The 13,510-nt window shown below is 30.6% G+C and carries 10 protein-coding genes; 7 read left to right on the top strand and 3 right to left on the bottom strand.

Features of this window, described 5'->3' with window-relative positions; all coding sequences use genetic code 11:
- Positions 1 to 5: 5 nt before the first annotated feature.
- Positions 6 to 1,262 (top strand): cation:proton antiporter, encoded by a 1,257-nt coding sequence (locus JL193_RS07015; RefSeq protein ID WP_207973107.1) that lies wholly within the window; start codon positions 6 to 8, stop codon positions 1,260 to 1,262.
- A 19-nt stretch (positions 1,263 to 1,281) separates the two neighbouring features.
- Positions 1,282 to 2,430, top strand: a complete 1,149-nt coding sequence (locus tag JL193_RS07010; protein ID WP_207973106.1) for a cystathionine gamma-synthase — start codon at positions 1,282 to 1,284, stop codon at positions 2,428 to 2,430.
- A 280-nt stretch (positions 2,431 to 2,710) separates the two neighbouring features.
- Here the strand turns inward: JL193_RS07010 and JL193_RS07005 are convergent, their stop codons facing one another.
- The 3 genes from JL193_RS07005 to JL193_RS06995 all read right to left on the bottom strand — a co-directional run bounded on the left by JL193_RS07005 (position 2,711) and on the right by JL193_RS06995 (position 5,635).
- Positions 2,711 to 3,325, bottom strand: coding sequence for a deoxynucleoside kinase (locus JL193_RS07005; protein WP_207973105.1), 615 nt, complete (start codon positions 3,323 to 3,325; stop codon positions 2,711 to 2,713).
- A 65-nt stretch (positions 3,326 to 3,390) separates the two neighbouring features.
- Entirely contained in the window at positions 3,391 to 4,068 is a 678-nt protein-coding gene (locus JL193_RS07000; RefSeq protein WP_207973104.1) for a response regulator transcription factor, read from the bottom strand.
- Complete coding sequence (locus JL193_RS06995; protein ID WP_207973103.1) at positions 4,061 to 5,635, bottom strand: sensor histidine kinase; 1,575 nt, start codon at positions 5,633 to 5,635, stop codon at positions 4,061 to 4,063. Before JL193_RS06995 ends, JL193_RS07000 begins: the two co-directional genes overlap by 8 nt.
- A 119-nt stretch (positions 5,636 to 5,754) precedes the next feature.
- Here JL193_RS06995 and JL193_RS06990 point away from each other — a divergent pair, with 119 nt between their 5' ends.
- The 5 genes from JL193_RS06990 (at position 5,755) to gldA (ending at position 12,199) form a co-directional block, all read left to right on the top strand.
- The gene (locus JL193_RS06990) at positions 5,755 to 6,594 is read left to right on the top strand and encodes a GLPGLI family protein (protein ID WP_207973102.1); all 840 of its coding nucleotides are present in this window, start codon (positions 5,755 to 5,757) and stop codon (positions 6,592 to 6,594) included.
- A 118-nt stretch (positions 6,595 to 6,712) separates the two neighbouring features.
- Positions 6,713 to 7,576 (top strand): GLPGLI family protein, encoded by an 864-nt coding sequence (locus tag JL193_RS06985; RefSeq protein ID WP_207973101.1) that lies wholly within the window; start codon positions 6,713 to 6,715, stop codon positions 7,574 to 7,576.
- Positions 7,577 to 7,660: 84 nt separating this feature from the next.
- Positions 7,661 to 10,411, top strand: a complete 2,751-nt coding sequence (locus JL193_RS06980; RefSeq protein WP_207973100.1) for a carboxypeptidase-like regulatory domain-containing protein — start codon at positions 7,661 to 7,663, stop codon at positions 10,409 to 10,411.
- 77 nt (positions 10,412 to 10,488) lie between these two features.
- A complete protein-coding gene (locus tag JL193_RS06975) occupies positions 10,489 to 11,250 on the top strand; it encodes a hypothetical protein (RefSeq protein ID WP_207973099.1) in 762 nt (253 codons plus the stop codon).
- A gap of 52 nt (positions 11,251 to 11,302) precedes the next feature.
- A complete protein-coding gene (gene gldA / locus JL193_RS06970; protein WP_207973098.1) occupies positions 11,303 to 12,199 on the top strand; it encodes a gliding motility-associated ABC transporter ATP-binding subunit GldA in 897 nt (298 codons plus the stop codon).
- The last annotated feature ends 1,311 nt before the right edge of the window (positions 12,200 to 13,510 follow it).

The following is a 13,510-nucleotide window of genomic DNA, read 5'->3' as shown; positions in this document are numbered from 1 at the left end:
TTTCTATGGATTATTTTTTAATTGCAACAGTTTTAATTGTATTATCGGCCATTTTTGGGTATATAAATACGAAGTTTCTAAAACTGCCCACCACAATTGGTTTAATGCTAATAACCATCGTTTTTACCTTGGCTGTTTTTGCGTTGAGTTATTTTGATGATACGCTTTTAATGAAAGAAAGAGAATTAATAACAAGCATCGATTTTAAAACAATATTGCTAGACGTAATGTTAAGCTTTTTGTTGTTTGCAGGAGCTTTGCATACCAATTTTCAGCAATTAAAAATACAGCGAAAACCGGTTTTAATTTTTGCCACTTTAGGAACTGTAGTTTCTACTTTTTTGGCAGGAATTTTTGTTTTTTATGTGTTAAAGTTAATTCAGTTTGAGGTCGATTTTATCTACTGTTTATTATTTGGAGCGTTAATTTCGCCAACAGACCCAATTGCTGTTTTAGGAATTATGAAAAAAGTAGGAGCACCTAAAAACTTAGAAACAAAAATTGTTGGCGAATCTCTTTTTAACGATGGAGTAGGCGTTGTAATTTTCTTAACGATTTATCAAATAGCAAAAGGTGGCGTAGAAGTTTCTGTAGGCCATATTGCAGAGTTATTTTTAGTAGAAGTCGTTGGAGGCATTATTTTAGGATTGTTAATTGGTTGGATTACTTACAGGCTGTTAAAAAGTATCGACGAATATGATACTGAGGTAATTATAACTTTAGCGGCTGTTATGGGAGGAACATTAATTGCACAAAAACTACATGTTTCTGCACCTTTGGCAATGGTAACTGCAGGCTTAATTGTAGGTACAGATACGGTTCGAAAAACTTCTATGAGTGTAATTACAGAGCAATATGTAGATAAGTTTTGGGAGCTAATAGATGTACTTTTAAACACCATTCTTTTTGTAATGATTGGAATGGAAATTTTGGTTTTAACTTTAGAGGCAACGTATATTTTAGCTGGTTTTATTATAATTCCTGTATTGCTTTTAGCAAGATATATTTCTTTGTTATTGCCCATAAAACTCTATGCGAAAAAGTTAGGTTTTGTGCCAAAAACTAATTTAATTATGACCTGGGGAGGTTTGCGAGGCGGAATTTCAATTGCATTGGCATTAAGTCTTACAACGAGTATGGAACGTGATTTGTTTTTAGTAATTACCTATATCGTTGTTGTTTTTTCGATATTAGTACAAGGGTTAACAGTGGGTAAATTAATTAAGAAATACGCAAAAGAAACAGAAGCTATAGCGCATTAAATAAACGAATTCTAAAAGAATGAAATTTAATACCAAAACGATTCATGGAGGTCAAAAACCAGAAGCAACAACAGGTGCAGTTGTGTCGCCAATATTTCAAACCTCTACATTTGCGCAATTTAATGCAGGAGAAAGTCAGGCATATAATTACTCAAGAGGTGCAAACCCAACAAGAACGGCGTTAGAAAAAAGTTTGGCTTCGTTAGAAAATGGAACACATGGTTTTGCATTTTCATCTGGTTTGGCTGCCATAGATTGTGTTTTAAGAACATTAAAACCTGGCGATGAAATTATAGCAGGAAATGATTTGTATGGAGGAACTTACAGGCTATTTACTCAATTATTCGAAAAATATGGCTTAAAATTCATATATGTAAATATGAATTCTAAAGAAGCTCTTTTAAATGCAATTTCAGAGAAAACAACATTGGTTTGGTTAGAAACGCCAACAAATCCGTTATTAAAAATAGTAGATATTAAGGCAATTTCTAAAGCGGTAAAAGGTGTAAATTCGGCTATTTTAATAGGAATAGATAATACGTTTGCAACCCCTTACCTACAGCAACCTTTAACATTAGGAGCAGATATTGTGATGCATTCTGCAACAAAATATTTAGGAGGTCATTCTGATTTAGTAATGGGTGCTTTGGTTGTAAAAAATGATAAATTAGCAGAAGAATTGCATTTTAACCAGTTTGCAGCTGGTGCAATTGCTGGTCCAATGGATTCTTTTTTAGCGTTAAGAGGCATTAAAACGTTGCACATTCGAATGCAGCGTCATTGCGAAAATGCGATTAAGGTGGCTGTTTTTTTAAAAAATCATCCTAAAGTTGGTGCTGTTTATTTTCCTGGTTTAGAGGACCACCCCAATTATAAAATTGCCAAAAAACAAATGAAGAGTTTTGGTGGAGTGGTTTCTTTTAGTTTAAAAGATGAAAGCAAAGCTGCTACTTTTAAATTTTTAGAAAATATAAAACTTTTTACGTTAGCAGAATCTTTAGGTGGTGTAGAAAGTATGGTAAATCATTCTGCAACGATGTCTCATGCTTCTATGCCTAAAGAAGAACGTTTAAAAATTGGAATTGCAGATTCTTTAATTCGTTTAAGTGTTGGAATTGAGGCTATTGAAGATGTATTAGCAGATTTAGAAAGTGCTTTGAATTTGTAACAATTTTCCAGACCTTACAGGTTTTTAAAACCTGTAAGGTCTATTTCTGCAAGATTCTTTTACGAAACTTGATTGAGGATGTTTTTTATTTGAAATTGATTTAATTAACGAGTTTATCAAGAAAGAGTTTTAAGCCCTTTTTGGGGTTGTTTTATGGGATTGAGTAAGTGCGTTAGGGATTGAACGGCTTGTTTGAGCTCTCCCGCTTTTTTGCGGGAAGCGAGTAGTGAAAGCCCGCTCGAACGCCCAAAAAATATAAAAATTTATTCGTTTTATTTTATTAAAACAATCCGTTAATTTGAGAATCGATTCTGTCTATAATGTATCCTAAATCTTCTTGATTATCTACAAAATCTAAATGATCTACATCTATAACTAGTAATTTTCCTTTTTTGTAGGTAGAAATCCATGCTTCGTAACGTTCGTTTAATCTGCTTAAATAGTCGATAGAAATGGAGTTTTCGTATTCTCTACCGCGTTTGTGAATTTGCCCAACTAGTGTAGAAATATCTGCACGTAAATAAATTAATAAATCTGGTGGGGCAACTAAGTTTTCCATCAACTCGAATAGAGAGCTGTAATTGTTATAGTCTCTATTGGTCATTAAACCCATTGCATGTAAATTGGGTGCGAAAATATGTGCGTCTTCGTAAATGGTTCGATCTTGAATAATGTTGTTTCCGCTTTCTCTTAGTTCTAAAATTTGACGAAAACGACTGTTTAAAAAATAGACTTGCAAATTAAACGACCAGCGTTCCATTTCTCCATAAAAATCGTCTAAATATGGGTTTTCATCTACAGATTCGTAATGCGGTTTCCATTTGTAGTGTTTGGCTAAAAGTTTGGTTAGCGTAGTTTTACCTGCGCCAATGTTTCCTGCAATTGCAACGTGCATATTTTAAAGTATATAAGATTAAAAAGGGATGCTAAAGGTACACATTTTTTGCAATTGTAGCAGAATTAACAGAGCAATTTATATCCGAAACCGCGTACGTTAATAATTTGTATGTTTTTGTCTTTTTTTAGTTTTTTACGAAGTTTTGTTATAAAAACGTCCATACTTCTTGCATTAAAAAAATCGTCATTTCCCCATAATTTATTCAAGATAAATGTTCTGTCTAAAACTTCGTTTTTCTTTTCAATTAAATAAAATAGTAATTGCGCTTCTCTGTGGGTAAGATTTGTGTTGTCTTCGTTAAAAATTAATAGTTGTTTGGTGTAATTAAAAGTGTAGTTTCCTATTTTAATGTTTTCTATGTTTTGTTTTAACTCTACTCGATTTAACAAGGCTTTTATTCGAACGATTAATTCTTCTATGGAAAAGGGTTTTTTTAAATAATCGTTTCCTCCGTGATTAAAACCTTCTAAAACATCGCTTGTTTGCGATTTTGCTGTTAAGAAAATAATAGGAATTCGTTTGTTTTCTTCTCGGATTTCTTTGGCTAAAGTAAAACCATCTTTTTTAGGCATCATTACATCTAATACCAAAATATCTGGTTTTTCTTGTAGATATATTTGCATGGCTTCTTCGCCATTAATTGCGTGGTAAACCTTAAAATCTCTAGATTCTAGGCTTTCTGTTACAATCATTCCTAAACTGGCTTCGTCTTCTGCTAAGAGTACTTTTATCTTATTCATTGGGCAAGTTTATTTTAAAAATGGTGTTGTTTTTTGTGGTAGATAAATGTAGGCTTCCATTATGTTTTTCGATAATTTTTTTACAATAGTACAAACCAATTCCGAAACCTTTTACATCGTGTGTATTTCCTTTTGGAATGCGATAAAATTTATCGAAAATTTTCTCTTGCTGGTTTTTGTCAATTCCTTTTCCATTGTCTGCCACAGAAATTTCTGTTGTGTTTAAAATAGAGTTAATTGTTACTTCAATCTTATCTCCACCATATTTTACGGCATTGTCGATTAAATTAGAAACGGCGTTTTCGAAATGAAAAACATCTACATTTGCATACACTGGTTGCAAATTTGTAGAGAATGAAATGTTTTTAGAAGGCGATAAGAGTTGATGTTTAACTACTAATTTTTCAACAATTTCTGTAATGTTTTCAGTTTCTTTTTTTAATAATAATTGTTCGCTATCTAAAGTGGCTGTTTCTAGTAGTTTTTCGACCATTTGATGCAGTTTTTTTAACTGAACTGTGGACATGGCAAGGTATTTTTTTGTTTTTTCTTTATCTTTTAAAACATTAAAATTTTCGATGGCTTCGATAGCTGTGGAAACTGTGGCAATAGGGGTTTTAAATTCGTGTGTAATGTTGCTAATTAAATCGTTTTTTATGCTTGCCAATTCTTTTTGTTGATTGATAATTTTTAACAAATAAAATAACGACGAAATTACTGCCATTGCTAATAAAAAAGATAAAAAGATACCAAAAGAACTTCTTTTTAATGCTTCTAAATTAGAGTTTGTATAGGCCAGTTCAAAAACTTCATTTTCTTTTACATATGTAGATTTAGATTTTACAATATTAAAATGGTTGCTTAATAAACGATCTTTCGTTTGATGAAATAAAGTGTCTTTTTTAAGATGATGAAAACTGGTTTGTACGTTTATTTCTCTTTGTTTTAATTGGTTTTCTATTAACGAATCAATTTTTTTGTATTGAATTTTTTGTTCAAAAAAAGAAATAAAAATGGGTTTTAAATTATTAATTAGTTTTAAACTGTCTGCGGCTTTTTTACCTTTAAAATATTTAATTTTTGTTTTAGAACCGTCTAATTTTATATTGTAGCCATTTTTTAAATCTGTAAATTTTGTAAAAAAATTTACAGAATCTGTTTTCTTTTTTTCAGTATTATAAATTAAAGAGTCTTTCTTTAAACTAAATTTCGATACGAGCTCTTTTGTGGAGGTTAAGATAGAATCTACCTTTTCTTTAGAAAAGTTTTTATCTGAGGTAATTTTTATGTCATTAATGGTAAATTTTGGTTTTTCATTATTTTCAGTTTTCGTTGTATCGTTTAAAAATTTAAAATCTTTTGTTTCTATAATTGTTAAAAAATTACTTTTGGCTAAAGAAGAAAAATATTCTTCAATAGCATTGTCTAAACTTAATTGAATTTCATTAGTAACTTGTCGCTTATTTTCTTCGTAATTTTTATAATTCCAATAGAACTGAATAGCAATTGTAGCTATAATTGTAATTACAATTAAATAAAGAATCCATCTGTGTTTTTGTGTATTCATGCCTCAAAGGTAGTTTCTTTTTTTAATAAAAATAAACTGTTAACACTCGTTAACGCTCGTTAACTAAGTAGAATGTATTTGTGTAAGATATTTGTACCATCGAACTAAAATAACAAATTATGAAATCAATTTTAACAACACTAACAATAATGGTTGCATTTGCGTTAAATGCACAAAATTTTCAAGGAAAAGCTGTTTATAAAACGAGTGAAAAAAGCAATTTCGAAATAAAAGATGCCAAAGGCGTAGATGATAAAATGCAAGAAGCACTAAGAAAACGCTTGGAAAAAATGAACCAAAAAACCTACATTTTAAATTTCGACAAAAATGTATCAACTTATAAAGAAGAAGCAAAGCTAGATGCACCAAAACCGCAAATTGGAGGAGCAAATATTAGAGTTATTACTTTTGGTGGTCCTGGAGCATCTGATGTTTATTTTAAAAATCTAAAAGAGAATCGCTATTTCAATCAAACAGAAATTCAAGGAAAACGGTTTTTAATAAAAGACCAATTACCAAAATACGATTGGAAATTGTCTTCCGAAACTAAAAATATTGGAACATATACCTGCTATAAAGCAACTTTTTCTGAAGAAATAGAAAGTAAAAACATTACGTTTAAAGATGGAGAATCTGTAGAAGAGGTTAAAAAAGAAACAGTGGTAACTACTGCTTGGTACACACCTCAAATTCCTTTAAGTAACGGACCTGCAAATTACCAAGGCTTACCAGGCTTAATTTTAGAAGTAAACGACGGAACAAGAATAATTGTTTGCACAGAAATTATATTAAATCCAAAAGAAAAAATCACCATAGAAAAGCCTAAAAAAGGAAAAGTAGTTTCACAAGAGAAATTTAATAAAATTCAAAAACAAAAAACAGATGAAATGATGGAGAAGATAAAAGGTAGAAATGGTTTGGATTTAGGAAATGGGGTAAATGTTAAATTTGGAGGCTAATAGCTTTTACAATTGCCTATTTTTTTTCTAATGCGAAATTAAACTATTAAGAGTTTTTTAAGTCTTAGAGTTGTCCATTAACACTAATTTTTGGACCAATAAATTAGATAAAAATATTATGAAACCACTATTTACAGTATTAATCGCATTAGTAACAGTAACAACCTTTGCTCAAAAAGATTTTCAAGGAAAAGCCACTTACATGTCTAAAACAACTATGGATATGAGTAGGTTTGGAGATCGTTTTAATAAAATGTCAGAAGCTCAAAAGAAGCAAATGGCAGCAAGAATGAAATCTTTTCTCGAAAAGACCTTTATTTTAACATTCGATAAATCTTCCTCGATTTATAAAGAAGACGAAAAATTAGCTGCCCCAACTGCTGGTGGAGGCAGAGGCTGGGGAAGCATGACAGGTAGTGGAGTAAAATATAAAAACACCAAAGATTTAGTAGCATTAGAATCGATTGAGTTTTTTGGTAAAAAGTTCTTAATTTCCGATGAGATGAAAAGACCAGAATGGGAATTAGGTAGCGAAACCAAAAAAATTGGAGAATACGTTTGTTACAAAGCAACCCTTACAAAAGACGTAGATCCAACAGATTGGACCAACATGAGAAGAAGAAGAAATAACGATGATAACAAAAAGAAAGACGAAACAAAAAAAGACACAACCAATGTTGTAAAAATTTCTGATGAAATAGAAATGCCAAAACAAATTACAGTTACAGCATGGTACACTCCACAAATTCCAATTAGTAATGGTCCTGGCGAATATTGGGGGTTGCCTGGTTTAATTTTAGAATTAAACTCCGGAAGAACTACAATATTATGTACCGAAATTGTTATAAATCCAGAAGATAAAGTAACAATAGAAGCACCTAGTAAAGGAACAGAAGTAACTAGAGAAGAGTACAACCAAATTATTACGAAGAAAATGGAAGAAATGAGAGAAATGTATAGAAATCGAAGAAGAAGAAACTAATACCATTTGTCAATTTCTTTTACCGTAATTTCAAAACAATAAAAGCTATAAACATTTACAAACCAAAAATACACAATTTACAGGATGAAAAAATTACTACTATTGGCCATTTTTATGGTTTCATTTATAACAACTGCACAAGTAAAACTTACAGGAGTTGTTAAAGACAGTATTGGAACACCTTTAGAAATGGCAAATGTTTTAGCGATTAATAAAACAACCAAAAAAATGGCTTCTTACGGTTTTACAGATGCCAAAGGAAATTATAAATTAGATTTAGACAAAAACAGCACATTCGATGTAAAAATAAGTTACATTGGAATGAAAACATCTGAATTTGAGATAACCACAAAAACTGAAAATCTTGTAAAAAATATTACACTGTTTGAAGATAATTCTTTAGATGAAATTACCATCGTTTCTAAAATGCCAGTAACCATTAAAGGAGATACCATTGTTTACAATGCAGATTCTTTTAAAAACGGTTCCGAAAGAAAATTAGAAGACGTTCTAGAAAAATTACCAGGGGTAGAAATTAATGACGCGGGTCAAATAGAAGTAGAAGGCAAGGTTGTAGAAAAAATTACAGTAGATGGAAAAGAGTTTTTTAGTGGAGATACCAAATTAGCTTCAAAAAACATACCTTCGAATGCTGTAGATAAAATTCAAGTTTTAAGAAACTACGGAGATGTAAATCAGCTAAGAGGCGTACAAAACAACCAAGATCGAGTGGCAATTAATATTAAATTAAAAGAAGGTAAAAAGAACTTTTGGTTTGGAGATGTTACTGCTGGAGCTGGTAGTGCACCAGACGAAACCTTGTATTTATTTCAACCCAAATTGTTTTACTATTCTCCAAAATATACCGTAAATGTAATTGGAGACATAAACAACTTAGGAGACGTTGTTTTAAATAGAAGCGATTTAAGAAGTTTCGGGTCTAACTTTAGAAGCCAAAGCCCCTCTAATGGAACAAACATTAGCATTGCAAGTGCAGGAATTGGTTTTTTAACCGCGGGTGGAAGAAATGCGAATAAAATAAACACGAAATTATCTGCTTTAAACCTTAGTTATTCGCCGAATAAAAAATTAGACTTAAGTGGGTTTTTAATTTTTTCTAGCAATAGTAATGAACAAAGAAATATTAGAGATATCGATTATGTAGATCCTAGCACTCCAGACGATTTTGTAGATAATATTACCAATCAAACAAGTAATTCTGGGTTGTTTCGTTTTAGTTCAATTTATAGGAAAAACATAAACAATCAATTAAATTACAATGTATCTGGTCGTTTTTCTAACGAATTTAAAACAGAAAGTGCAGACTCTCGTGTTTTAAGTGATATTACAGAAAGAGAAAGAGCGACACCTTATACGATAAACCAAGATTTTAGTTACTTCTACACTGCAAACGAAAATAATATTTTCGCTTTAGAAGTAAAACATTTATTACAAGACGAAGATCCTTTTTATGTAGCTTCATTGGAAAATGATCCTAATAACAACGATGACGCTGATAACGATGGTTTTGATGATGCAGCAGAGAGTTTAGGCTTAGATAGATCTAATTTATTCTATAATTTAGAACAAGATAGAAAAGTAAAATCAAACCAACTAGATGCAAAATTAGATTATTACCATATCTTAAACTCAAAAAGTAATTTAAACTTTGTAGCTGGAACTATTTTAAGCAAGCAAAATTTTAATTCTAGGTTTTTCCAAATTTTAGATAATGGAAATGAGTTTACTCCAAATCCAACAATCAACGGCATTCCAGATCCACAAACCACAAACGATACAGAATATAACTTTACAGATATTTATGCAGGAGTTAGATATCGTTTAAAAGCAGGTATTTTTACAATTACTCCAGGAGTTACTGTACATTCTTATAATTCGAACAATACACAATATGGTACAGAATATTTCAAAGATAAATTTCTAGAAGTATTACCAGAGTTTGAAGCAATTGCACAATTTAAAAGAAGCGAAAGTTTAACTTTTACGTACAAAAAAGAGATAAATTTTACAGATGTGAATCAAATCGCAAGAGGTATTGTAGCAAATAATTACAATTCTTTCTTTGCAGGCAACGCAAATTTAGTAAATGCAAGCAGACATAATGCATCACTTTTTTACAGAAGTTTTAATTTATTTAACAATACAAACGTATTTGCAAGAGTAAGTTATAATAAAACTGCAAATCAGGTAAATAGAAACACAATTTTCGAGCCAGGTTCTGTAGTTTCAAGTTCTACAAATTTAAATTCACCCTTCGATAACGAAAGTATTTTTGCTTTTGCCAATGCAGGAAAACGATTTGGTAAAATTCAAACTTCTATTGGAGCTAATTATTCATTCAGTAAAACTTACCAATTTATTAATACTTTAGAGAACACGAACGAGAGCTTAAATAGAGGGCTAAATGCAAGAATAGGTACTAATTTTAGAAAAGCACCAAACGTTACTTTACGTTATAGAGTTAATTTTTCAGATCAAGACAATACTGCAAGACCAGCAGTTGTAAAATCTGTAACACATGCACCTTCTATAGATTTCGATGCTTATATTTGGGATTCTGTAACACTAACTTCAGATTTTACTTTTAACGAAGTAAGACAAGGAGGAAGCAAGCAAAGTTCATTTAATATTTGGAATGCAAAATTAGCCTACAGAAAAGACAAAGATGCAAAATGGGAATATGAATTGGTAGGGAATAACTTATTAGGTACAGGTTCAGAAACTTCTGTAAACCAAGGTCTTTTTTCATTTACAGTAAACGAAAGATTTATTTTACCAAGATTTGTAAGCTTTAGAGTAAGATATCAATTGTAAGTTGAAAACAAAATACAAATTAAAAAATGGCTCAATTTATCGAGCCATTTTTTGTTTACTTTCTCTATTTTTGCCCCATGAGTTTACTTGCATCAAAATCGCCCTATTTTGCAACGACTAAAAGTTTAGGAGCCTTATTCTTATTTATAGGTTTTGGGCTGTTTTTAGATAGCTTTTATATGGTTTCGCAAACAAATAATGCACAACTATTTGCCAATATTAGTATGTTTATTGGTTTTGGAATTGTCTTCTGGCAAGTAAACAAGAGAGTAAAAGAACAAATGATTGCTGCTGTAATTATTGCAACTTTTGGCGAATATCTTTTCTCTATTTTATTAGGCATGTACACTTATAGATTGGGTAATGTACCACATTATGTACCTCCAGGACATGCCATTGTTTATGTAGCAGTTTTGTATTTTTCTAAGGCATCATCAATAATTAAAAACAAAATTCAAATAGAAAGGTTTCTTACTATTTTTATTTTTATTTATGCGACTGTTTTTTTAATTTTTAAAAACGATGTTTTTGGATTTGTAATGACCATGGCAACGCTTTTAATTTTAAGAAAAAAACCGAGAGAACGTCTCTTTTATTTAGCAATGTACGTTACAGTAGCTTATTTAGAAATTGTTGGAACCACTTACAAATGTTGGTGGTGGCCCAATACAGCTTGGGGAGTTTTCGATTTTTTGCCCAGTTACAATCCACCAAGTGGCATTAGTTTTTTTTATTTTCTTTTAGATTTAGGAACCTTATGGTTTTATAAGCAAAGACACAAGATTACTTGGTCTCGAATGAAAAATATTCGAAAAATTAGAACAAATACGATTGATTAAACTAAAATTAAGATAAATTCGTTTTAAAGATTGTTCAAACTAAATTTGTTATATGTCTATAAAAGTTTCTTCTGTTTCCAAAATTTATAAAACTCAAAAAGCCCTTAATACTATTTCGTTTTCTGCTGAAAAAGGACAAATTATTGGTTTTTTAGGACCCAATGGAGCAGGGAAATCTACCATGATGAAAATCTTAACCGGTTTTATAAAACCCAATGAAGGTAAAGTTTATGTTGATGAAATAAATGTTTTAGAAAACCCATTAGAAGCCCAAAAAACAATTGGCTATTTACCAGAACACAATCCTTTGTATTTAGATATGTATGTGCGTGAATATTTACAGTTTCTGGCATCAATATTTCAGGTCGATAAAAACCAAATAGAAACTTGTATCGAAAAAGTGGGTTTAATTGCAGAAGCTCATAAGAAAATAAATCAACTTTCTAAAGGATATCAACAAAGAGTGGGTTTGGCGGCAGCTATTTTACACAATCCCAATATTTTAATTTTAGATGAGCCTACAACAGGTTTAGATCCAAATCAGTTAATAGAAATTAGAGCATTAATTAAAGAATTAGGAAAAGACAAAACCGTATTGTTTTCTACACATATTATGCAAGAAGTAGAAGCCGTTTGCGATCGAGTAATCATTATAAAAAAAGGAGAACTCATTATAGATAAAAAGATAGCTGAACTTCAAAAGAACCAGCAACAAATCATAAAAGTTATTTTTAATACAAAGGTTGATAAGGTTTTAATCAATCAATTAGAAAATTTAGTTTCATCCATAAATATCGGTAAAAATACTTGGCAACTTACCTTTAATTCTGATGAAGATATGCGTTCTAAAATATTTGATTTTGCACAAGAAAATAGCTTAAAAATTCTTGAATTAAGTTCAAAAAACAAAACATTAGAAAGTTTATTTACAGAGTTAACTTCCGATTAATTCGAACTGTCTTCTTGCCTTTCGTCTTCGCTCAAGATAAACTATGGCAGAAATCTACATTTCTAAATTATTTTTACAGCCATCCTGCAAGGTTTCAAAAAACCTTGTAGCTATTTTTTACGAAACACCTTGTGGGTTTCTTCTATGACATCATTTTTATTGATTATGGAAAAAAACTTGCAGGAATTCAAAAATATTTTTAAAAAAAACCGAATAATAGAATTTATTTTCAACAAAAATGAAAAAAGTAAAAGTGTTCTGGCTGTCATTTCGACCTTGTGGAGAAATCTTAGGCTAAATATAAGATTTCTCAACTACACTGCGTTTCGTTCGAAATGACAATAAACTGGTTTTTAAATAGATATTATCAATATTATATCGAACTCACGTTACAAGGTTTTTTTTGAAACCTTACAGGATCTCACAAAATACTAATTCAACTTAAATTGTATCTGTTGCGTCTATAAAGTCGCCAATAACTACTTGTGGCTATTTTTTACGAAACACCTTGTGGGTTTCTTCTATGACATCATTTTTATTGATTATGGAAAAAAACTTGCAGGAATTCAAAAATATTTTTAAAAAAAAACGAATAATAGAATTTATTTTCAACAAAAATGAAAAAAGTAAAAGTGTTCTGGCTGTCATTTCGACCTTGTGGAGAAATCTTAGGCTAAATATAAGATTTCTCAACTACACTGCGTTTCGTTCGAAATGACAATAAACTGGTTTTTAAATAGATATTATCAATATTATATCGAACTCACGTTATAAGGTTTTTTTTGAAACCTTGCAGGATCTCACAAAATACTAATTCAACTTAAATTGTATCTGTTGCGTCTCTAAAGTCGCCAACAACTACTTGTGGCTATTTTTTACGATAACACCTTGTGGGTTTCTTCTATGACATCATTTTTATTGATTATGGAAAAAAAAACTTGCAGGAATTCAAAAATCTTTAAAAAAAAACGAATAGTAGAATTTGTTTTCAACAAAAATGAAAAAAGTAAAAATGTTCTGGCTGTCATTTCGACCTTGTGGAGAAATCTTAGGCTAAATATAAGATTTCTCAACTACACTGCGTTTCGTTCGAAATGACAATAAACTGGTTTTTAAATAGATATTATCAATATTATATCGAACTCACGTTATAAGGTTTTTTTTGAAATCTTGCAGGATCTCACAAAATACTAATTCAACTTAAATTGTATCTGTTGCGTCTCTAAAGTCGCCAATAACTACTTGTGGCTATTTTTTACGATAACACCTTGTGGGTTTCTTCTATGACATCATTTTTATTGATTATGGAAA

It is taken from the genome of Polaribacter batillariae (assembly GCF_017498485.1).
Lineage (GTDB): Bacteria > Bacteroidota > Bacteroidia > Flavobacteriales > Flavobacteriaceae > Polaribacter > Polaribacter batillariae.
Note: the sequence above shows the minus strand (reverse complement) of the source record. Positions and strands in the feature narration are given on the sequence as shown.